A 21,140-nucleotide genomic window follows, 5' to 3' on the forward strand; every position below is an offset into this window, starting at 1 on the left:
ATCAAGCTCTCTACACGGTCTGAATGATGCCACTCATGCTGCAGAACATTCCCACTCATGTGATTGCCGGGCCTTTAGGGGCCGGCAAGACCAGCCTGATCAAGCACCTGCTCGCCCAGCGTCCGGCCAACGAGCGTTGGGCTGTATTGATCAACGAGTTTGGGCAGATTGGCCTGGACGCGGCGTTGCTCACCCAGGATGACGATGGCATAGCCCTGGGCGAAGTGGCCGGAGGCTGCCTGTGCTGTGTGAACGGCGCACCGTTTCAAGTAGGCCTGGGCCGTTTGCTGCGTAAGGCCAAGCCGGATCGGTTGTTTATAGAGCCCTCGGGCCTGGGCCATCCCGCTCAGTTGCTCAAGCAACTGCGGGAGGCCCCTTGGCAGCAGGTGTTGGCGGTTCAACCCTGCGTGCTGGTGCTGGACGCCCAAGCGTTGGCGGCGGGCAAAGCCTTGCCTGAAGCGCAACGAGAAACACTGGCCAATGCCGGGCTTCTGGTCTTGAACAAGGATGAGTCGCTGGATGCCGCTCAGCGCAACGCTATTGAGCGGCAATTACCCGGCTGCCCGCTTTATTGGACGCGGCAGGCGCAAATGCCGTTGACGCAATTGCCAGGTCTGAATGCAAAAGCTGCTACGGCTGTGGGTAACTTCGAACTACCCAAAAGCCTGGCGCAAATGCCGGCCATCTGGAGCGATCCCGCACTGCCTATTTGCCTGAGCCAGTCTCAAGAGGGCGGTTGGAGCATTGGTTGGCGCTGGCATCCAAGCCAGCAATTCAATACGCAGCGTCTGCATCACTGGCTGGCAAGCCTTGACTGGCGACGCGCCAAGCTGGTTATCCACAGCCCCGAAGGGTGGGTCTCGGCCAACGCTGTGGATAACAGCTCATTCGCTTGGCAGCCCAGCGAGTGGCGTCGCGATTCACGTATGGAATTGATTTTCAGCGAACCACAGGACGTAGCCGCGTTGCAGACGGCCCTGGCCGCCTGCCGTCAGTGACGATGCTTGGTGGCATGGTCCTGACGCCACTGGCTCAGCTCGATCACTTCGGCGCTGGGCAGTGGTGTCTTGATCTCGAACGGGTAGGGTGCCAGTTCGATCTGGGCGCTGTGGGCGCCAAACTGTGTAATGGTCCCGGGATGACGGGTTTCCCCGGTTACGGTGAACTCAAAGTTATAGATCCGTGCCAGACGGCGCCGACCATTGGCATCCTTCACAAAACCGATGCGTTTCAACGCCACCGCGCCATCGAGCAGCTCGATGTCGAGCTTGGCGCAATGCTGTTTAACCCGCTCCAGTGCCCGCTCGCGCAGGCCGTGGTTGTGCCATACCCAGGCGGCACCGGTCGCCAGCAGCATCAACACGAAGATGTTTCCCAGGGTCAGCATGCGATGAACTCCAACAAAGTGAGAGCAGCTTAACTGTGTCGCTGGTCTGTCGTACAGGCTGCGTTTAGCCGCATACTGCGCGGCCAGAATTTCAATGGCTTTACGGAAATCTCCCGCATGAAACGCACACCTCATCTGCTTGCGATCCAGTCTCATGTGGTCTTTGGCCACGCCGGAAACAGCGCCGCCGTATTCCCCATGCAGCGGGTCGGAGTGAATGTCTGGCCGCTCAATACGGTGCAGTTCTCCAACCACACTCAGTATGGCCAGTGGGCAGGAGAAGTGTTGGCGCCGCAGCAAATTCCGGCGCTGGTGGAAGGTATTGCCGCGATTGGTGAGCTGGGTAACTGCGACGCCGTGCTGTCTGGCTACTTGGGCAGTGCCGATCAGGGTCGTGCGATTCTCACAGGTGTGGCGCGCATCAAGGCCATCAACCCCAAGGCCCTGTACCTCTGCGATCCAGTGATGGGGCATCCGGAAAAAGGTTGCATCGTGCCTCAGGAAGTCAGCGATTTCCTGCTGGATGAAGCCGCAGCCATGGCTGACTTCCTGTGCCCTAACCAACTGGAGCTGGACAGCTTTGCCGGGCGCAAGCCGCAATCGTTGTTCGACTGCCTGGGCATGGCCAAGGCGTTACTGGCGCGAGGGCCGAAGGCGGTGCTGGTCAAGCACCTGGATTACCCGGGCAAATTGCCGGATGGCTTCGAGATGTTGCTGGTTACTGCTGAAGGCAGCTGGCACCTGCGTCGGCCGTTGTTGGCTTTCCCACGCCAGCCGGTGGGCGTGGGTGATCTGACGTCCGGGCTGTTCCTGGCGCGGGTGTTGTTGGGCGACAGCCTGTTGGCCGCCTTTGAGTTCACGGCGGCAGCGGTGCATGAAGTGCTGCTGGAAACCCAGGCCTGCGCCAGTTACGAGTTGGAACTGGTGCGAGCCCAGGATCGTATCGTTCATCCGCGGGTGCGCTTCGAAGCGACACCGATCGAACTTTGATCAGGCGTCAGCCTTGATTTCCTGATAGCGCTTTTCCAGCTCCTGGCGAATCTGCCGACGCTGCTGGGCCTGCACGAACCGGCGTTTGTCTTCGCTGTTCTGGGGCTGCAGCGGCGGTACGGCGGCAGGTTTGCGCTGGTCGTCCACGGCCACCATGGTGAAGAAGCAACTGTTGGTGTGGCGCACCGAGCGCTCGCGGATGTTCTCGGTCACCACTTTGATGCCCACCTCCATTGAGGTGTTGCCGGTGTAGTTGACCGATGCGAGGAAGGTCACCAGCTCGCCGACATGGATCGGTTCGCGAAAAATCACTTGGTCGACCGACAGCGTGACGACATAGCGACCGGCATAACGGCTCGCGCAGGCGTAAGCCACTTCGTCGAGGTACTTGAGCAGGGTGCCGCCGTGGACATTGCCTGAGAAGTTGGCCATGTCAGGGGTCATCAATACCGTCATCGACAGCTGGGCGTTTCCGGGTTCCATAGCACACTCACGGGTTGTAGGCATCGGTTGGGGGGCACCTCTGCGGGTGCTGAAATCTTTGCAGCGCTCTCCCTAACGGGACGCCGGTGGGCGGCTCGCCGTCACGCCGGGACCGATCTGTTTCCATATATTGCACCGGCTTTCTGCCGGAAGTCGCGGTGTTAACCTTCAAAAGCCCGTCTCAGGGCATTTCTTACGATCAAGGCAGACTTTTCCTCCCGTTTTTTACGACTGTTCAAAGCGTGGGCGGAAGTGGGAAAAGCGCCGGTACCCTCAAGGAGCCCCTCGCCATGCACGCCATCAGCTTTATCCAGGATCTGGCCGTGATCATGCTGGTGGCAGGGGTTGTCACCATCCTGTTTCACCGGCTCAAGCAACCGGTGGTGCTGGGGTACATCGTAGCCGGCTTCATCATCGGCCCTCATACCCCGCCGTTCGGCCTGATCCACGACGAAGACACCATCAAGACTCTCGCCGAGCTGGGGGTGATCTTCCTGATGTTCTGCCTGGGCCTGGAATTCAGCCTGCGCAAGCTGTTCAAGGTGGGCGCCACGGCGTTTATCGCGGCCTTCCTGGAGATCATTCTGATGATCTGGATCGGCTACGAAATCGGCCGCTGGTTTGACTGGAGTACCATGGACTCGCTGTTCCTGGGCGCCATCCTGGCGATCTCCTCGACCACCATCATCGTCAAGGCGCTCAATGACCTGAAGATGAAAAACCAGCGTTTCGCTCAACTGATCTTTGGTGTGCTGATCGTTGAAGACATCCTCGGCATCGGCATTATCGCCTTGCTGTCGAGCATTGCCGTCAGTGGCACGGTCAGCTCCGGCGAGGTCTTCTCCACCGTCGGCAAACTCTCACTGTTCATGATTGTTGCGCTGGTCATCGGTATTTTGCTGGTGCCGCGCCTGCTGGCCTACGTGGCCAAGTTCGACAGCAACGAGATGCTACTGATCACCGTGCTGGGCCTGTGCTTCGGTTTCTGCCTGCTGGTGGTCAAGCTGGAATACAGCATGGTGCTGGGGGCGTTCTTGATTGGAGCAATCATGGCCGAATCCCGGCAGTTGCTCAAGATCGAGCGCCTGATCGAGCCTGTTCGCGACATGTTCAGTGCAATCTTCTTCGTCGCCATCGGTTTGATGATCGACCCGCACATTCTGCTGCAATACGCCTGGCCGATCGCGGTGATCACCGTGGCCGTGGTGCTGGGTAAGATGCTGTCCTGCGGCCTGGGTGCTTTTATCGCCGGCAATGATGGCCGCACTTCATTGCGGGTGGGCATGGGGCTGTCACAAATTGGCGAGTTTTCCTTCATCATCGCGGCGCTGGGGATGACGCTTCAGGTGACCAGCGATTTCCTGTATCCGGTAGCCGTGGCGGTATCGGCGATCACCACGCTGCTCACGCCTTACTTGATTCGCGGGGCCGACCCACTGTCGTTGAAGATTGCCGCGGTAATGCCCAAGCGCCTGAGCCGGGTATTCGGGATGTATGGCGAATGGCTGCGCAGCATTCAGCCTCAAGGTGAAGGCGCGATGCTGGCGTCGATGATCCGCAAGATCATCCTGCAGGTGGGAGTGAACCTGGCACTGGTGGTAGCGATCTTCTTCGCCGGTGGCTTTTTTGCAGCACGTATCGGTGGGTATCTGGAGGGTTGGATCAGTGATCCAAGCTGGCAGAAGGCATTGATCTGGGGGGGCGCGTTGTTGCTGTCGTTGCCGTTTTTGATTGCGGCCTATCGAAAGCTCAAGGCGCTGTCGATGTTGCTGGCTGAGATGAGCGTAAAGCCGGAGATGGCCGGGCGGCATACGCATCGCGTGCGACGGGTGATCGCCGAGCTGATCCCGATCCTGTCGTTGCTGGTGATCTTTCTGCTATTGGCAGCCTTGTCGGCCAGTATCCTGCCGACCAACAAGTTGCTGGTACTGATCGCCGTGGTCACGGCGGCAGTCGCGGCGGTGCTCTGGCGGTGGTTCATCCGCGTGCATACGCGGATGCAGGTCGCCTTGCTGGAGACGCTGGATAACCACAAGGATACGCCGGAGCACTAGAGACCAGTGAGCAGGGCTCAGCTTTCCAGCCAGACATCCCGCGCCCAGTGCCACACCGACTCCCAGGACTCTTCGGTGACAAGCTCTTCTTCGCCGGACCATAGCACCACGGTGCCGTCTTCTTCGACGCAGTAGTAGTCGTCACCATCCTGGCAGATCGGGATCAATTCGCGCGGTACGCCAATGTCCCAGGCCGTTGCCGCCACCTCAGGCAAGTAGGTGTGGGAGCCCGGATCAGTGATGGTCACCGGCTCCAGGCTGCCATAGACCACGTCGCTGACGGTCAGCAGAAACTCTTTGAAGACAAACGGAATGTTGATAAACAGCTGTTCTTCGACTTCTACCAGTTGGTCTTCGTCTGGCAATTCCAGAGGAACCGGGACCGGTTCATTGGCTTCACGCAATTGTTCGATGATTTCTTCCACGGCCGGGATCCTCTTGCTAGATGGCGCGGTTTATAGAGGCGTTTTATACAGTAGCTCGCTATAAGTGCAACCGTGAAATAGAAAACCCCGGAACATGTCCGGGGTTTTATTACCAGGTGCTTGAACGCGCAGCTATCAGCCGTTCTGGCGGATACCGGCGACCAGCCAAGGCTGGTTGTCGCCCTGGGCGCGTTCCATGTTCCAGCTTTCGCTGAACACTTCGCCCTGGTCGAAGCGCGAGGTCTTCGACACACCGCTGAAGGTCAGGGTGGCGATGGTCTTGTCGGCGCGATCATCCACACCTTCCAACTGTACGCGCAGGTCATCGATGTAGGTCGATTGGAAGCCGTCGCCCAGGTCGGCGCGTTCGCGCTTGAGGAACTCCAGCAGTTGCGGGGTCACGAACTCGGCGATCTTGTCCATTTCGTTGGCGTCCCAGTGTTGCTGCAGGGACTGGAAGTGGTTGCGCGCGGCTTCGACGAAGCGTTCTTCGTTGAACCAGGCCGGTGCATTGATGACCGGACGGGCGGCCGCAGGTGCTGCCGAACCGCCGAAGATCGAACCCATGGCCGGTTTTTGTTCGAACACTTCACGTTGCATCGGCGCGCCGGCCGGGGCCAGGTGCTCCTGCTGCTTGCGTCGACGGGCGGCGATGAAGCGGAAGATCACGAAGGCGATGAGCGCCATGATCAGGATGTCGAAGATCTGCATGCCTTGGAAGCCGCCGCCCATGAACATGGAAGCGAGCAGGCCGCCGGCGGCGATACCAGCCAGAGCGCCCAACCAGCGCGAAGCACCGCCGGCCTTGGCAGCAGCGCCTGCGGCACCGGCTGCACCAGCGGTTGCGGCAGCGCCGCCCATGCCACCGGCGGATGGAGCCATCTGACTGGTCTGGTGAGTCGGTGCCGAGCCCATGCTTTTGCCGCCACCGAAGCGTTTGGCGTTGGCGTCGAGGCTCATCGTCAAGCCGATGCACAGCGCCATGGCGATGCTAAGAAAACGTTTCATAAAGGGAATTCCCATTTGTGGATTGCACGCGCGCCATGTTGCACAGGTGTCGTGACAGTGGCTAGCGACATAATGTTTCGGGCTTTTGCGTAAGACCGATTCAGAATGGTCTGTAGGACTAGTTACTAATATTGGCCCGCGCTCGCTAAATACAAGGGCGGGCCAATAACCTTCATGTAACGCGACGTTTCATCATGCTGCCTTTATGTGGCGAGGGCGCTTGCTCCCGTTGGGGCGCGTTTTGCCAGGCGCCCTCGCCATATAAGGGTTTCAGATTGCTTCGAGCTTCGCGTAACCCATCATCAGCCACTTGCTGCCTTCGGCGAAATTCACCTGCACCCGGGCCTGGGCGCCGGCACCTTCGAAGTTGAGGATCACGCCTTCGCCGAAGATCGCATGCTTGACCTGCTGGCCCAGGCTGAACGGTGTTTCCGGAATCTCGGAACCTGCAAACATGCTGCTGGAGTTCTGTTGCTGGCCGCCGCCGAACGGCCGGCTGACGCTGTTGGACAGGCGCACTTCCTGGATCAGCCCCTTCGGTACCTCGCGTACGAAGCGTGACACCTTGTTGTAGGTCTCACTGCCATACAGGCGTCGGGTCTCGGCATAGCTCATCACCAGGTTCTGCATGGCGCGGGTGATGCCCACATAGGCCAGGCGGCGCTCTTCCTCCAGGCGGCCGGGCTCTTCCAGGCTCATCTTGTGCGGGAACAGGCCTTCTTCCATGCCCACCAGGAACACATACGGGAACTCCAGGCCCTTGGCGCTGTGCAAGGTCATCAACTGGATGCTGTCTTCATGCTCATCGGCCTGGGTATCGCCCGCCTCGAGTGAAGCATGGCCGAGGAACGCGGCGAGCGGGGTCAGCTCTTCTTCGTCTTCGGTGTTTTCGAAGGCGCGAGCGGCGCTGACCAGTTCCTCAAGGTTTTCTACCCGAGCCTGGCCTTTCTCGCCTTTTTCCGCTTCGTGATAGGCGATTAGCCCCGATTGTTCGATCACGGTCTGGGTCATCAAGTGCAGCGGCATGTCTGCACACTTGGCGGCCAGGTTCTCGATCAGCTCGACAAAAGCGCCCAACGCACTGGCGGCGCGGCCTGTGAGGCCTTTATTGGCGATCAGCAGGCGCATGGATTCCCACATCGACACGTCGGCATGGCGCGCGTGGTCGCGGATCGCTTCAACGGTTTTTTCGCCGATGCCGCGGGCCGGGATGTTGATCACCCGCTCCAGCGCCGCATCGTTGCCACGACCTTCCAGCAGGCGCAGGTAGGCCATGGCGTTCTTGATTTCTGCCCGCTCGAAGAAGCGCTGGCCGCCATAGATGCGGTACGGGATACGTTCGCGCAGCAACGCTTCTTCCAGTACCCGCGATTGGGCGTTGGACCGGTACAGAATCGCAATGTCGCTGCGTGCCAGGCCGGTTTTCAGCGCACTTTCGATAGTTTCCACCACGTAACGCGCTTCATCGTGTTCGTTGAACGCAGCGTACAGGTTGATTGCCTCGCCTTCGCCGCCATCGGTCCACAGCTCTTTGCCCAGGCGGCCGGTGTTGTTGGCAATCAAGGCGTTGGCGGCCTTGAGGATACCGGCGGTAGAGCGGTAGTTCTGCTCCAGGCGGATGGTGACTGCGTCCGGGAAGTCTTCGGAATACTGGTAGATATTCTCGATTTTCGCGCCACGCCAACCGTAGATGGACTGGTCGTCGTCACCTACCACCATCAGGCTGTCGCCACCTTTGGCCAGCAGGCGCAACCAGGCGTACTGCACGGCGTTGGTGTCCTGGAACTCGTCCACCAGGATGTGACGGAAGCGTTTCTGGTAATGGGCCAGCAAGCCCGGGTTGTCACGCCACAGGTCGAGGGCGCGCAGCAGCAGCTCGGAGAAGTCGATGACACCGGCGCGTACGCAGGCCGCCTCATAGGCTTCATAAATACTGCGCATGGTGGCCAGGAACAAATCGCCGCTGGCCTGGATATGTTGCGGGCGCAAGCCCTCGTCTTTCTGGCCGTTGATGAACCATTGCGCCTGTCGCGCCGGCCAGCGCTGTTCGTCGAGGCCCAGTTCACGGATCACCCGCTTGACCAGGCGTTGCTGGTCGTCACTGTCGAGGATCTGGAAGGTCTGGCTCAGGCCCGCTTCCTGCCAGTGTGCCCGCAACAGGCGGTGCGCCAGGCCGTGGAACGTGCCCACCCACATGCCCGCCGGGCTGATACCCATCAACTGCTCGATGCGGTGGCGCATTTCGGCAGCGGCCTTGTTGGTGAACGTCACCGACAGGATGGAATGCGGGGACGCGTTCTCGACCTGGATCAACCAGGCGATACGGTGCACCAGCACTCGGGTTTTACCGGAGCCAGCCCCGGCCAGGACCAACTGACGGCCAACGGGGGCCGCTACGGCCTGGCGTTGGGCATCGTTGAGGGAGTTCAGCAAAAGAGAGAGATCATCGCGCATCGGCGCATTCTAGGGTGCCGGGGGGAGACGGGCAAATCCCATTGCCGGATGGTCGACGCAAAGCCTGGGGCGCAGCGACGGCCGGTCGGCATTCCGTCGTGGGGGATGACCGGTTGGTCATGGGCCGCAACCCGCGCAGCGTCTCGCTCAAGCTGTCTGGCCCGGATGTTTGCGCACAAATAACAAGCGACTTTTATGACAGGGAGCAGTTTGGCCCAGGCGTTTGCTTGTGTATGCTCCGTCGACGTTTCGGGCTCACCATTATAAGAACACTGCCTATGATTCTCAGCACCGACCTGCTCGGCACCTCGGCGGCGCCCGCGCAGGTTATCCGTAAACACTATGCAACCGAGATGGCGGTCGAACGTACGCGTCTGTTGTATCAGGGCTCTCTGCTGCCCACCTTGTTGATGCTGGTCAACGGCCTGGTCTGCGCCTGGCTGTTATGGAGCCCCAAGCAATACGTGTTGGACAGCATCTGGCTGGTCTGGCTGCTGGCCCTGGTGGCGCTGCGCGTAATCCAGGTGGCGGCCTTTGAGTCAGCCATGCCCAGCCGCCAGGCCCAGCCGATCTGGCGACGCATGTTCATGCTCGGCTCGGCGGTGAGCGGTCTGACCCTGGCCACTGCCGCCATTGCCCTGGTGCCGACGGACAGCTTTGTGCAACAGGCCTGGGTGTTCGGCCTGCTTGGTGCCGCGACGTTGTCGGCCAGCGTGGCCTATGCCGTGAGTCTGCCGGCGTTTCTGTCGTTTGCCATGCCGTGCCTGGTGCCGCCCATCCTTTACCTGTTCTGGAGCGGCGGTCCGCAACAGCAAGGCTGGGGTGTGCTGGGCCTGATCCTGCTGGCGTCCTTGAGCTTGGTCGCCTGGCAGGTCAATCGCCTGATCCAGCACGGTCTGCTGCGACGCTTCCAGAACCAGGCCCTGATCGAGCATCTGCAGCAGGCGCAGCAACGCAGCGAGCAGTTGAATCAGGAGTTGGTACGCGAAGTCGAGCAGCGCCGCCAGGTTGAGCAGGAACTGCGCGAAGCCCAGACCGGCCTGCAAGACCGTGTGGCACAACGCAGCCAGGAACTGGGCGCTGCCAGCCTCGCCCTGACCAAAAGCGAAGCGCGCCTGGCCTTGGCCTTGCAGGCCAGCGAGCTGGGCCTCTGGGACTGGAACCTGCAAACCGACGAAGTCCACCACACCCAACTCAAAGAGCTGTTCGGCCTGGAACCCGAGTACGTCACGGCGATGCTCAGCCACCTGAAGCCGCGCCTGCATCCCGAGGATTTGCCGCTGCTCAAGCGCGCCCTGGTGGAACACCTGAAAGGCCGCAGCGAGGACTATCAGGTGCAATACCGTGTGCGTCACGGCGACGGCCATTGGGTGTGGATCGAAGACCGTGGTCGCGCCGTGGAATGGGCTTTGAGCGGGCGGGTGACGCGCATGCTCGGTACTCGCCGCGATATCAGTGCCGACAAGGCGCTCGAAGAACAGCAGCGCCTGGCTTCGACCGTATTCGAAGCCGCCAGCGAGGGCATTGTGATTCTCGACCCGGACTATGTGTTGATCGCGGTGAACCAGGCGTTCAGCCGTGTCACCGGCTTTGAAATCGACGACATGATCGGCCGTAATTTCGTGGAGTTACCCTGCAGCCGCGATGTGCGCCGTCACTTCCCGGTGATCCGCCAGGCTCTGCTCAGTCACGGCACCTGGCAGGGTGAACTGGTGGAAACGCGTAAGAACGGCGAGCTGTATCCGCAATGGCTACAGCTGAACGTCGTACGTGATGTTCGTGGAAAAGTCAGTCATATCGTAGGCTTCTTCGCCGACTTGTCGGCGCGTCGCGAATCCGAGGAGCGTATGCGCTACCTCACCCACTACGATGAGTTGACCGGCCTGGCCAACCGCTCGCTGTTTCGCGAACGCCTGCGCGAGGCCCATGTGCGGGTACGCCAGGGCGGGCGCAGCCTGGCACTGCTGCATATCAATCTGGATCGCTTCAAGCTGCTCAACGACAGCCTGGGCCATGAAGTCGCCGACCAATTGCTGCAAAAAATAGCGCGTCGGTTGATCAACGCTTTGCCCGAGGCCGATACCATTGCGCGCCTGTCCGGTGACGAGTTCGCGGTGCTGTTCGATGCCTACGGCAACCTGTCGAGCCTGGCGCGGGTGGCCACCCGTCTGCTGGCCAAGCTGCGCGTGCCGGTGACGGTGGAAGGGCACGAGTTGGTGGTCAGTGCCTCGATGGGCGTCAGCCTATTGCCGGATAGCGCACGGGAAATTTCCGCGTTGGTCAGCCAATCGAACATGGCCATGCAGCACGCCAAGCACTTGGGCGGCAATAACTTCCAGTTCTATACCGACAGCCTGCAAGCCAGCACCCTGGAGCGATTGCAGCTGGAAAATCAGTTGCGCAAGGCCATCGACGAGCGTCAGCTCACGGTGTTCTACCAACCGAAACTGTGCCTGGCCACTGGCAACCTGAACGCTGCCGAAGCGCTGGTTCGCTGGGAGCATCCGCAGTGGGGCATGGTGCCGCCAGCCGATTTTATCGGCTTGGCTGAAGAGACGGGGTTGATCACACCGCTGGGTGAATTCGTACTGCGCCAGGCGTGCTGGCAAGCGTGCGAGTGGCAGCGTCAGGGCCTGGCGCCGATTCGGGTGTCGGTGAACCTGTCGGTGCACCAGTTGCGCCAGGGCAAGCTGGTCAGCCTGGTACGCCAGGTGCTGGAGGAAACCGGTCTGGACCCGCAATACCTCGAACTGGAACTGACCGAAAGCCAATTGCTCGACAGCGTCGAACACATCATCGCCACCTTCCAGCAACTGCGGGACTTGGGTGTGAAGCTGGCCATCGATGACTTCGGTACCGGTTACTCGTCCCTCAGCTACCTCAAGCGTATCCCGGTGGACTACGTGAAGATCGACCAGGCGTTTATTCGCGGCCTTGGTCAAGGCCGTGAAGACGCCGCGATTACCCGCGCAATCATCGCCATGGCACATGGGTTGTCGTTGAAAGTGGTGGCCGAGGGTGTGGAGGACCAGCAGCAGCTCGAGTTTCTGCGAGCGGAGCGTTGCGACGAAGTGCAGGGCTACCTGATCAGTCGGCCGATGCAGGCGCAAGGGCTGGCAGAGTTGTTACGGAAAAATGCAGATTTTCCTTAGCCACAGCGAGTGCGTTTTTGTGGCTACCAAAATACCTGCCCTTTGATTCAGAGGGCAGCAGGGCGATTTAGTGATGCATCGGACGGGCAAAACGGCAATTCTTGTAGTATAACTACAAGCTTGCTACATCCCTGGCGTCTGCCAATAACAAGAGTCCTGTCCTTTGAACCTGTTGCAACATATCGCCCAGTCGCGCCACCTGTTACGCAAATCGGAACTCAAGGTTGCCGATCATGTGCTGCTTGACCCTGCGGCCGTGATGCACAGTTCCATGGCCGATCTGGCCCACAGCGTGGGCATCAGTGAGCCGACCATCGTGCGCTTCTGCCGCGCAATCGGTTGCTCCGGGTTCCAGGACTTGAAACTCAAGCTGGCCCAGAGCCTGGCGGCCGGCGCGAGCTTCGGGCAGTTTGCGATCCACGAAGATGACTCCGTCGCCGACTATAGCCTGAAAATTTTCGACACCACCTTGCACACGTTGATGGAGGTGCGCGAGAAGCTCGACCCGGTGGAGTTGCAAAAGGCGGTGACCGCCATGTCCCAGGCCCAGCGTGTCGAGTTCTACGGCTTTGGTGCTTCCGGCGCCGTTGCCGCTGACGCCCAGCACAAATTCTTCCGTCTGCTGCTCACCGCCGCGGCCTACAGTGACCCGCATATGCAGGCCATGTCGGCCGTGACGTTGAAGCCTACCGACGTGGCCATCTGCATTTCCCAGTCAGGCCGTTCCAAAGACCTGTTGATCACCGCCAACCTGGTGCGCGAAAGCGGCGCTTCGCTGATCACCCTGTGCCCGAGCCAGACGCCATTGGCGGAGTTGTCTACGGTCAACCTGGCGATCGATGTGCACGAAGACACCGAAATCTACACCCCGCTGACCTCGCGTATTGCTCACCTGGTGGTGATCGATGTGCTGGCGATGGGCGTAGCCATGGCGCGTGGGCCGAGCCTGGTCAACCACCTCAAGAGTGTGAAGCGCAGTTTGCGCAGCCTGCGGTTGTCGCCCAAGTCCGTCAAAGCCCTCGACGACTGACCCTCGGCCTTGCTCGGCCAATATGGGAGGGGCCTGCCCCAAATGCCAGTTTAACGCGGAGCATAGTCACTGTGGCGAGGGAGCTTGCTCCCGTTGGACTGCGTAGCAGGCCCAGTCTTTTCAAGCCCAAAGCTAGGGCCGCTTCGCGACCCAACGGGAGCAAGCTCCCTCGCCACAGGTTACTCGTTGTCCGCTCTATCGCTTAACTGACTGGCATTAGGGCTTGCCCCTTCCATGATTCATTTTCCTGCCTGTCCAGAATCTTCATCAGGCTGTCATCGCCTCGTCATCCCTCGTGGTCATTCTGAGCTCCCCGTACTCGCATTGGGAGACTCCAAATGACCCGGCACTACGAAGACAGCAACAGCACCGTCAAGACCCGTCGTCAGCAGGAAGACCAACGCCGCATGGCGTTCCGTCGCGCAATCGAAGACCGTTGCGAGGAGCGCCAACTGCTCCAGAGCATCAGTGACTACCCGGAACTGCACTGGCAGGCACCCGTGGCCGCCCAGCGAAGCGCTCAGCCAACGCGCTGATCTGCACCCGTTCGCTGCGGATAAAGCCCAGGAACGCATGCGCCACCGGTGACAGGCGTTTGGCCTTGGCCTGCACCAGGCACCAACTGCGGTACAGCGGCAGTTCTTCCACCGGCAACTCCTTGAGCCCACCGGTGGCCAGTTCCAGGTTGACGGCGTGGCGCGTGAGCAAGGCCACGCCCAACCCTGCAGTCACGCACTCGCGTTGGGCTTCGGCCGAGGCTACTTCCACCGTCTGGGTGAAGTGCACGCGTTTCTCCTTGAAGTACTCCTCGCAGGCCAGTCGCGTGCCGGAACCGGGTTCGCGCAGCAGCAACGTGTAAGGTTCCAGGTCCTGCAGGCGCAGCGGGCCTTGCAGGCTCAAGGGATGGTCGAGAGGCGCCACGGCGACGATCGGGTTGTTGAGAAACGGCAGGAATTCCAGGCCCATTTCCTGGGGCACCATGGACATGATCACCAGGTCGTCACGGTTGTCCGACAGCCTGCGAATCACTTGGGCGCGGTTGACCACCGTCAGGTGCAGTTGCACTTCGGGGTGCTGGCGCTTGAAGGCCGCAAACAAGTGCGGCACGAAGTACTTGGCGCTGGACTCCACCGCCAGCTTCAGCTGGCCCTGCAGCGAGCCCTGCATGTCCGACAGCTGCATGTCGAGGTTTTCCAGGCGTCCGAAAATATCGCGACTGGCCCTTTGCAGGGCCTCGGCGGCCTCGGTCATGTAGAGCTTTTTGCCGACGTAATCGAACAGTGGCTGCCCGATCAACTCTTCCAACTGACGGATTTGCAGGCTGACTGCCGGTTGGGTGAGGGACATTTCCTCGGCAGCGCGACTGTAGGAACGCAAATCACAGACTTCATTGAAAATCTGCAATTGACGCAATGTCATACGCATCAATGACTTACGCATTACTTTGTTCCTTTTGAGTCGAGCCTTCGAACCAACTATAAGTCTTTACTTATGCATGACCCAATAATTATTGATTTTTGTTAATTCCTTGAGCGGCTTAGTGTGTGTCTCGCGACTGACTTGAAACATTTGGTCACGCGTCGACCCGGGTGTGGTGGGTTGAAGAACGCAGCAATCGGCTCAAGGGAATTTCCAAGTGATAAAAAAGATCCTGATCGCCAACCGTGGTGAAATTGCCGTACGCATCGTGCGTGCCTGCGCCGAGATGGGGATCCGTTCGGTTGCGGTGTTTTCCGATGCCGACCGTCATGCGCTGCACGTCAAACGTGCCGACGAAGCCCACAGCATTGGCGCCGAACCTCTGGCCGGCTACCTCAACCCGCGCAAGCTGGTGAACCTGGCCGTGGAAACCGGCTGTGACGCCTTGCACCCAGGCTATGGCTTCCTGTCGGAAAACGCCGAACTGGCGGACATCTGCGCCGAGCGTGGGATCAAATTTATCGGGCCATCGGCTGAAGTGATTCGCCGCATGGGCGACAAGACTGAAGCGCGCCGCAGCATGATCAAGGCGGGCGTGCCGGTCACGCCGGGCACCGAAGGCAACGTTGCCGACATCCATGAAGCCCTCAGCGAAGGCGACCGCATTGGTTACCCGGTGATGCTCAAGGCCACTTCCGGTGGTGGTGGTCGTGGTATCCGTCGCTGCAACAGCCGCGAAGAACTCGAACAAGCCTTCCCGCGGGTGATTTCCGAAGCCACCAAAGCGTTTGGTTCGGCGGAAGTGTTCCTCGAAAAGTGCATCGTCAACCCCAAGCATATCGAGGCGCAGATTCTCGGTGACAGCTTTGGCAACGTGGTGCACCTGTTCGAGCGGGATTGCTCGATCCAGCGCCGTAACCAGAAGCTCATCGAAATCGCCCCCAGCCCCCAGCTGACACCGGAGCAGCGCGCCTACATCGGCGACCTGTCGGTACGTGCGGCCAAGGCGGTGGGCTACGAGAACGCCGGTACCGTGGAGTTCCTGCTCGCCGAGGGCGAGGTGTACTTCATGGAAATGAACACCCGGGTGCAGGTGGAGCACACCATCACCGAAGAAATCACCGGGATCGACATTGTCCGTGAGCAGATCCGCATCGCCTCGGGCCTGCCGCTGTCGGTCAAACAGGAAGACATCCACCATCGTGGTTTCGCGTTGCAATTTCGGATCAACGCCGAAGACCCGAAAAACAACTTCCTGCCCAGCTTCGGCAAGATCACCCGTTACTACGCGCCCGGCGGTCCTGGCGTGCGCACCGACACGGCGATCTACACCGGCTACACCATCCCGCCGTTCTACGACTCCATGTGCCTGAAACTGGTGGTGTGGGCGTTGACCTGGGAAGAGGCCATGGACCGTGGCCTGCGTGCCCTGGACGACATGCGCCTGCAAGGCGTGAAGACCACCGCCGCCTATTACCAGGAAATCCTGCGCAACCCGGAATTCCGCAGCGGCCAGTTCAATACGAGCTTTGTGGAAAGTCACCCTGAGCTGACCAACTACTCGATCAAGCGCAAACCCGAAGAGCTGGCCCTGGCCATCGCCGCCGCCATCGCCGCCCACGCGGGTTTATGAATAAACAGCGGCAAGTTGTAAGTGGCAAGCTGCAAGTAAAGGCAGATTGGCTTTTTCTTGCGGCTTGTAGCTTGAAACTTGTCGCTATGAGGAGATACCAATGACTAAAAAGATCTTCGTTACTGACACCATCCTGCGCGACGCCCACCAATCGCTGCTCGCGACCCGCATGCGTACCGACGACATGCTGCCGATCTGCGACAAGCTCGATAAGGTCGGCTACTGGTCCCTGGAAGTCTGGGGCGGCGCGACGTTTGACGCTTGCGTGCGCTTCCTGAAAGAAGACCCGTGGGAGCGCCTGCGCAAACTGCGCGCCGCGTTGCCTAACACCCGGCTGCAAATGTTGCTGCGTGGCCAGAACCTGCTGGGCTACCGCCACTACAGCGACGACGTGGTCAAAGCCTTCGTCGCCAAGGCCGCCGTGAATGGCATCGACGTGTTCCGCATCTTCGACGCCATGAACGACGTGCGTAACCTGCGCGTGGCCATCGAAGCGGTGAAAGCCGCCGGCAAACATGCCCAGGGCACCATCGCCTACACCACAAGCCCGGTGCACACCATCGACGCGTTTGTGGCCCAGGCCAAGCAGATGGAATCCATGGGCTGCGACTCGGTTGCGATCAAAGACATGGCCGGCCTGCTGACCCCCTATGCCACTGGCGAATTGGTCAAAGCCTTGAAAGCCGAGCAAAGCCTGCCGGTGTTCATTCACTCTCACGACACCGCCGGCCTGGCCGCGATGTGCCAACTCAAGGCCATTGAAAACGGTGCCGATCATATCGACACCGCGATTTCCAGCTTCGCCTGGGGCACCAGCCATCCAGGTACCGAGTCGATGGTCGCGGCCCTTAAAGGCAGCGAGTTCGACACCGGCCTCGACTTGGAACTGCTGCAGGAAATCGGCCTGTACTTCTACGCCGTGCGCAAGAAGTACCACCAGTTCGAAAGCGAATTCACGGCGGTCGACACCCGCGTGCAAGTCAACCAGGTGCCGGGCGGGATGATTTCCAACCTGGCCAACCAGTTGAAGGAGCAGGGCGCCCTCAACCGCATGGGCGAAGTGCTGGCTGAAATCCCGCGCGTACGAGAAGACCTCGGGTTCCCGCCACTCGTTACCCCGACGTCGCAGATCGTCGGCACCCAGGCGTTCTTCAACGTGTTGGCCGGTGAGCGCTACAAGACCATCACCAACGAAGTGAAGCTGTACCTGCAGGGTGGCTACGGCAAGGCGCCGGGCACTGTGAACGAGAAGCTGCGTCGCCAGGCCATCGGCAGTGAAGAAGTGATCGATGTGCGTCCGGCCGACCTGCTCAAGCCGGAAATGACCAAGCTGCGTGGCGAGATCGGTGCGCTGGCCAAATCCGAAGAGGACGTGCTGACTTACGCCATGTTTCCGGACATTGGGCGCAAGTTCCTCGAAGAGCGTGAGGCCGGGACCTTGGCGCCGGAAGTGTTATTGCCGATCCCAGAAGCCGGCGGCGTGGCCCGGGCCAGTGGCGAAGGGGTGCCGACCGAGTTCGTCATCGACGTGCACGGTGAAAGTTACCGCGTCGACATCACCGGTGTTGGCGTGAAGGCCGAAGGCAAACGTCATTTCTACCTGTCCATTGATGGCATGCCGGAAGAAGTGGTGTTCGAACCGCTCAACGAGTTTGTCAGCAGCGGTGGCAGCAAGCGCAAGCACGCCAGCGCTCCGGGCCATGTGAGCACGGCAATGCCGGGCAACATCGTCGACGTGCTGGTCAAGGAAGGTGACATGGTCAAGGCCGGCCAGGCCGTGCTGATTACCGAAGCCATGAAGATGGAAACCGAAGTGCAGGCAGCCATTGCCGGCAAGGTGACCGCTGTTCATGTAGCCAAGGGCGACCGGGTCAACCCGGGTGAAATCCTGATCGAAGTCGAAGGCTGATACACAGCCTTCGACACTACCGTTTAAACCTCGGGGGGGCATGTGCCCCCTTTTTTTTGTCTGGCGATCAGGCGGTTCTGCCTTAGAACGTCATCGCCCACTGTCCCATCAATCCGTGATGGCGACTGTGGCTGCCAACTTCGGCGGTATAGGCCAGGCCTACGCTGTGTTCTGCCGACAGTGCCATGTCCAGGCCGGTGCGCAGTGTCAGGTTGTCACGGTCCAGGGACGTGCCGGCGATGGTGAACTCACTGTTGAAGTCCTCGCGTTTTTCTTGCGCGAAGGACTGGCGTACGCGACTGTCGACGTTGCCATATAAATGTTTCCAATGGGTACTCAGGTGCGGTTTGAGGGCAATTCGGTTGCTCAGCGCAATCTCATGGCTCAGGCGAAGACCGAGGGTGCTGCTGAGGTTTTGTTGGGTCTGTGTACCGACGTTCAGCGCGCTATAACCACCTTTTTCCTGGAAGCGACCGCGGTGGTAACGCTGGAAACCGATGCCGGCAGAGGGCTCGACACGTAAGCCGCCAGTGTCCAGTTGATAGCCCAGTTCGGCGAAAGCGTTTTGGCTCTGAGCGGTGTAAGTACCCGCGAGGCGCTCGCGGTAGCCGACGAAGCCAAAATCCACCGTGCGTCTGTTTTGCCCGGTATGACGGCTGTATAGCGCGCCCAGGCGCAACGCCAGCGGCCCGTCCTGGCGCACGGCATACCCGCCCAGGTGCCAGCTGTCCAATTCACCCTTGAAACCCTTGGCGCTCAGGTCGCTGCCAGACTTGCCACCCACGACACCGACCCGCCATGCGTGGTCGAGTGCCCAGTCGGCACCCAGCAGCAAGCCTTGGTTGCTTTGGTTCAAGCCGGCGCTGCCGTGTTGCGCACCGAGCCGGCCGCCGCTTCCCAGACCTTGAAGCCAAAAGCGGCCTGCCTCATGGGTATCGTTATCCAACTGACGTATCGCCGACAGCAGGCTGGCGCTCAGTTGTTTCATGCTGTTTTGAGTCGCGGTGCCCAGGTTGGCATTCTGGCTACCGGCCAATTGCTCAAGCGTGGCAGCTAGCCGCCCTGGCGCCAGGCTGCCCAGGTATTGGCCATAGGCCTTGAGGTGGTACTTTTCCCATTCGCTCAATTCGTCCGACGCCAGCAGTGCATCTACTGCGGAGTCCAACACACGGGCGACGCTCAAGCTGTTGCGACTGCCGGCATGGTCGGCAAAATGAAACGCTGCAGGCGCCGGAGCCACGGGCTTGACAGGGGTGTTGGTGCTCAATGCGACCGGCTCAAACCATTCGCTGTTTGGCCGCATATCGCCACGTGCCTGAGTGTGTTGGGCGCTGGTGGCTCCCAGCATCAGGGTGATAGCGAGCCCGAGTTGCTTGTGTATAAAAAACGGCATCTAAACCCACCTCTTCATGTATGAGGCGATGGAATTTAGCGGCGGGCGGTGGGGATAACTGTCAGGCCGGCTACCCCTCGTTTGCGGGAGATGTCTCTAGTCTGCTGCGATTAAAATGGTGCCCCGGCAGCGCGCTAAGGCTGCGGCCGGATGCAGGTTTATGGCCTTCATCCACGCCGGGTGTAGCCCTTGCCGTAATGCCGCTCCATACGCGCCTGGATCAGTTCCAGGCCCAGGGACATGACCCAGTAGATGATCGCCGCCGTGGTGAGCATCTCGATATAGCGATAGCTCGAACGACCGTAGGACTGCGCCAGGAACATCACTTCCCACACGCCCATCACCGAGATCAGGGACGAGTCCTTGAGCATGGAGATGAACTGGCTGGTGGCGGGCGGAATAATAGTGCGCATGGCCTGGGGCAGGGTGACGTGCCAGAAGATCGCACTGTCGCGCATGCCCAGGGCCAGGGCGGCTTCACGTTGGCCATGGGGCACGCCCAGGATACCGGCGCGGAAGATTTCGCTCAGGTAGGCGCCATAGTTCAGCGACAGCGCGATGATCCCGGCGACGATGGCGCCCGGTACCAGGCCCAGTTGTGGCAGGCCCAGATAGATCAGCAGGATCTGGATAAGCAGCGGCGTGCCGCGAAAGAACGAGGCGTAGAAACTGGCAATGCCAAACGCCACGGCACTTTTCGACAGGCGCCCCAGGGCGGTGATAAAACCCAGCACCGATGACGCCACCATTGAGCACAGGCACAGGAACACCGTCAGCGCCGCACCTTGCAGAAAGCCGTTGGGCGCCAAGTGCAGGCCGACCAGGTTGGGCAACTTGTCGAGGATGATCGAGAACTTCAGGTCAAAGCTCAGGAAGAAGCTGGCAAACAGGGCGAACAACGCCGCCCAAGTGAGGTACAGCCGTGTGCGAAAGCCCAGCAGGCGCTGCAGCAAGGGTGGTTTTGAAGGGGTCATCGGCTGATATCGGCGCCAATCCATTTTTGCGACAGTGCGCTCAAGGTACCGTCCTGTTTGAGCTGGGCAAACACCTCACGCACCTTGCTGTCCCACTCCGCGTCGCCTTTTTCGATGGCCACCGAGTTGGGCTCCGAGTACAGCGGCTCGCCGGCCAGCTTGAAGCGCTTGTCCTGCGTCAGGCGCGGCTGGGCGGTGACCAGGTTGGTAAGGATCGCGTCCAGGCGTACGCCGGCCCCCAGGCCAAGGTCCTGGAAGGCCACGTTGTCGGTGTCGTACGGGGCGATCTGCACGTTCTCGAACGGGTACTGCAACGGCGTGTCTTCGGCGCCTTCGATCACCAGGTTCTTGTTCAGGTAGCTTTCGTAACTGGAGGCGCTGGTGAGGCCGACTTTCTTGCCGCTCAGGTCCTTGGCCTCGTGGATGCGCTCGTCCTTGGCATTGACCACGATTACCGCCGGCGAGGCGTAGTACTCCACCGGGAAATCAAACACTTCGGCGCGGGCCTTGCTTGGCGTCATCGAGCAGATGCAAATGTCGTAGCGCCCACTCCAGCGGCCGGCGGCGATCACGTCCCATGAGGGCGTTTCCAGGCGTAGCTTCACGCCCAGTTTTTGCGCCACGGCCTTTGCCACATCGACGTCGAAGCCGCTCAGCTGGTTCTGGTCATTGAGGAACGAGAAGGGCGGGTAGCTTTCCATCAGCACGCCCACCAGCTCTTTTTTCTGCTCGATTCGATCCAGCGTGGCGCCACCGAAGGCTTGGGTGGACGCAACCAGTGTCAACAGGCCCAAGGCCAGCAAGGGGTTAAGTTTCATGAGTGACACCT

At 60.3% G+C, this 21,140-nt stretch carries 17 protein-coding genes; 8 read left to right on the forward strand and 9 right to left on the reverse strand.

Annotated elements, in window-relative coordinates:
- The first annotated feature begins 35 nt into the window (after positions 1-35).
- Entirely contained in the window at positions 36-998 is a 963-nt protein-coding gene (locus EXW71_RS13370; RefSeq protein WP_134661152.1) for a GTP-binding protein, read from the forward strand.
- Here EXW71_RS13370 and EXW71_RS13375 read toward each other — a convergent pair.
- Positions 992-1,387 carry a DUF3301 domain-containing protein gene (locus EXW71_RS13375; protein ID WP_060756613.1) on the reverse strand — a complete coding sequence of 132 codons (396 nt, stop codon included), beginning with the start codon at positions 1,385-1,387 and terminating at the stop codon, positions 992-994. The genes EXW71_RS13370 and EXW71_RS13375 overlap by 7 nt on opposite strands.
- Positions 1,388-1,504: 117 nt before the next feature.
- Here EXW71_RS13375 and pdxY point away from each other — a divergent pair, with 117 nt between their 5' ends.
- On the forward strand, positions 1,505-2,377 hold the full coding sequence (gene pdxY, locus EXW71_RS13380; RefSeq protein ID WP_134661153.1) for a pyridoxal kinase PdxY: 873 nt from the start codon (positions 1,505-1,507) through the stop codon (positions 2,375-2,377).
- Here the strand turns inward: pdxY and EXW71_RS13385 are convergent, their stop codons facing one another.
- Positions 2,378-2,860 carry an acyl-CoA thioesterase gene (locus EXW71_RS13385; protein WP_016978672.1) on the reverse strand — a complete coding sequence of 161 codons (483 nt, stop codon included), beginning with the start codon at positions 2,858-2,860 and terminating at the stop codon, positions 2,378-2,380. It lies immediately after the preceding gene.
- A gap of 290 nt (positions 2,861-3,150) precedes the next feature.
- Here EXW71_RS13385 and EXW71_RS13390 point away from each other — a divergent pair, with 290 nt between their 5' ends.
- A complete protein-coding gene (locus EXW71_RS13390; protein WP_134661154.1) occupies positions 3,151-4,914 on the forward strand; it encodes a cation:proton antiporter in 1,764 nt (587 codons plus the stop codon).
- Between the two features lie 17 nt (positions 4,915-4,931).
- On the opposite strand, the gene EXW71_RS13395 is transcribed toward EXW71_RS13390, so the two are convergent.
- The 3 genes from EXW71_RS13395 to uvrD all read right to left on the reverse strand — a co-directional run bounded on the left by EXW71_RS13395 (position 4,932) and on the right by uvrD (position 8,801).
- On the reverse strand, positions 4,932-5,339 hold the full coding sequence (locus EXW71_RS13395) for an SMI1/KNR4 family protein (protein ID WP_123716619.1): 408 nt from the start codon (positions 5,337-5,339) through the stop codon (positions 4,932-4,934).
- 135 nt (positions 5,340-5,474) lie between these two features.
- A complete protein-coding gene (locus EXW71_RS13400; protein ID WP_134661155.1) occupies positions 5,475-6,347 on the reverse strand; it encodes a Tim44 domain-containing protein in 873 nt (290 codons plus the stop codon).
- 270 nt (positions 6,348-6,617) lie between these two features.
- Positions 6,618-8,801 (reverse strand): DNA helicase II, encoded by a 2,184-nt coding sequence (uvrD, locus tag EXW71_RS13405; protein ID WP_134661156.1) that lies wholly within the window; start codon positions 8,799-8,801, stop codon positions 6,618-6,620.
- Positions 8,802-9,079: 278 nt separating this feature from the next.
- Here uvrD and EXW71_RS13410 point away from each other — a divergent pair, with 278 nt between their 5' ends.
- The 3 genes from EXW71_RS13410 to EXW71_RS13420 all read left to right on the forward strand — a co-directional run bounded on the left by EXW71_RS13410 (position 9,080) and on the right by EXW71_RS13420 (position 13,519).
- Complete coding sequence (locus tag EXW71_RS13410; protein ID WP_123716616.1) at positions 9,080-11,953, forward strand: GGDEF domain-containing phosphodiesterase; 2,874 nt, start codon at positions 9,080-9,082, stop codon at positions 11,951-11,953.
- A gap of 163 nt (positions 11,954-12,116) precedes the next feature.
- Complete coding sequence (gene hexR / locus EXW71_RS13415) at positions 12,117-12,983, forward strand: transcriptional regulator HexR (RefSeq protein WP_003177007.1); 867 nt, start codon at positions 12,117-12,119, stop codon at positions 12,981-12,983.
- A 338-nt stretch (positions 12,984-13,321) separates the two neighbouring features.
- Positions 13,322-13,519 (forward strand): PA3496 family putative envelope integrity protein, encoded by a 198-nt coding sequence (locus EXW71_RS13420; RefSeq protein WP_123716615.1) that lies wholly within the window; start codon positions 13,322-13,324, stop codon positions 13,517-13,519.
- Here the strand turns inward: EXW71_RS13420 and EXW71_RS13425 are convergent.
- Positions 13,449-14,423 (reverse strand): LysR family transcriptional regulator, encoded by a 975-nt coding sequence (locus EXW71_RS13425; RefSeq protein ID WP_123716614.1) that lies wholly within the window; start codon positions 14,421-14,423, stop codon positions 13,449-13,451. The genes EXW71_RS13420 and EXW71_RS13425 overlap by 71 nt on opposite strands.
- Before the next feature lie 196 nt (positions 14,424-14,619).
- Here EXW71_RS13425 and EXW71_RS13430 point away from each other — a divergent pair, with 196 nt between their 5' ends.
- Both EXW71_RS13430 and oadA read left to right on the forward strand, forming a co-directional pair.
- Positions 14,620-16,035 carry an acetyl-CoA carboxylase biotin carboxylase subunit gene (locus EXW71_RS13430; RefSeq protein ID WP_090367886.1) on the forward strand — a complete coding sequence of 472 codons (1,416 nt, stop codon included), beginning with the start codon at positions 14,620-14,622 and terminating at the stop codon, positions 16,033-16,035.
- A 100-nt stretch (positions 16,036-16,135) separates the two neighbouring features.
- Positions 16,136-17,944 carry a sodium-extruding oxaloacetate decarboxylase subunit alpha gene (gene oadA, locus EXW71_RS13435; RefSeq protein WP_134659522.1) on the forward strand — a complete coding sequence of 603 codons (1,809 nt, stop codon included), beginning with the start codon at positions 16,136-16,138 and terminating at the stop codon, positions 17,942-17,944.
- 82 nt (positions 17,945-18,026) lie between these two features.
- On the opposite strand, the gene EXW71_RS13440 is transcribed toward oadA, so the two are convergent.
- From EXW71_RS13440 to EXW71_RS13450, 3 genes are all read right to left on the reverse strand, one after another.
- Positions 18,027-19,337, reverse strand: coding sequence for an autotransporter domain-containing protein (locus EXW71_RS13440; protein WP_134659520.1), 1,311 nt, complete (start codon positions 19,335-19,337; stop codon positions 18,027-18,029).
- A 167-nt stretch (positions 19,338-19,504) separates the two neighbouring features.
- Positions 19,505-20,275 (reverse strand): amino acid ABC transporter permease, encoded by a 771-nt coding sequence (locus EXW71_RS13445; protein WP_134659530.1) that lies wholly within the window; start codon positions 20,273-20,275, stop codon positions 19,505-19,507.
- Between the two features lie 32 nt (positions 20,276-20,307).
- Entirely contained in the window at positions 20,308-21,129 is an 822-nt protein-coding gene (locus EXW71_RS13450) for an ABC transporter substrate-binding protein (RefSeq protein ID WP_123716612.1), read from the reverse strand.
- Positions 21,130-21,140 lie beyond the last annotated feature (11 nt).

It is taken from the genome of Pseudomonas sp. BCA17, assembly GCF_004519405.1.
Classification (GTDB): Bacteria; Pseudomonadota; Gammaproteobacteria; order Pseudomonadales; family Pseudomonadaceae; genus Aquipseudomonas.

Coding starts and splice junctions, on each gene's coding strand:
- EXW71_RS13370 (WP_134661152.1), top strand. CDS start 36: ATGCTGCAGAACATTCCCACTCATGTGATTGCCGGGCCTTTAGGGGCC.
- EXW71_RS13375 (WP_060756613.1), bottom strand. CDS start 1,387: ATGCTGACCCTGGGAAACATCTTCGTGTTGATGCTGCTGGCGACCGGT.
- pdxY (WP_134661153.1), top strand. CDS start 1,505: ATGAAACGCACACCTCATCTGCTTGCGATCCAGTCTCATGTGGTCTTT.
- EXW71_RS13385 (WP_016978672.1), bottom strand. CDS start 2,860: ATGGAACCCGGAAACGCCCAGCTGTCGATGACGGTATTGATGACCCCT.
- EXW71_RS13390 (WP_134661154.1), top strand. CDS start 3,151: ATGCACGCCATCAGCTTTATCCAGGATCTGGCCGTGATCATGCTGGTG.
- EXW71_RS13400 (WP_134661155.1), bottom strand. CDS start 6,347: ATGAAACGTTTTCTTAGCATCGCCATGGCGCTGTGCATCGGCTTGACG.
- uvrD (WP_134661156.1), bottom strand. CDS start 8,801: ATGCGCGATGATCTCTCTCTTTTGCTGAACTCCCTCAACGATGCCCAA.
- EXW71_RS13410 (WP_123716616.1), top strand. CDS start 9,080: ATGATTCTCAGCACCGACCTGCTCGGCACCTCGGCGGCGCCCGCGCAG.
- EXW71_RS13420 (WP_123716615.1), top strand. CDS start 13,322: ATGACCCGGCACTACGAAGACAGCAACAGCACCGTCAAGACCCGTCGT.
- EXW71_RS13425 (WP_123716614.1), bottom strand. CDS start 14,423: ATGCGTAAGTCATTGATGCGTATGACATTGCGTCAATTGCAGATTTTC.
- oadA (WP_134659522.1), top strand. CDS start 16,136: ATGACTAAAAAGATCTTCGTTACTGACACCATCCTGCGCGACGCCCAC.
- EXW71_RS13440 (WP_134659520.1), bottom strand. CDS start 19,337: ATGCCGTTTTTTATACACAAGCAACTCGGGCTCGCTATCACCCTGATG.
- EXW71_RS13450 (WP_123716612.1), bottom strand. CDS start 21,129: ATGAAACTTAACCCCTTGCTGGCCTTGGGCCTGTTGACACTGGTTGCG.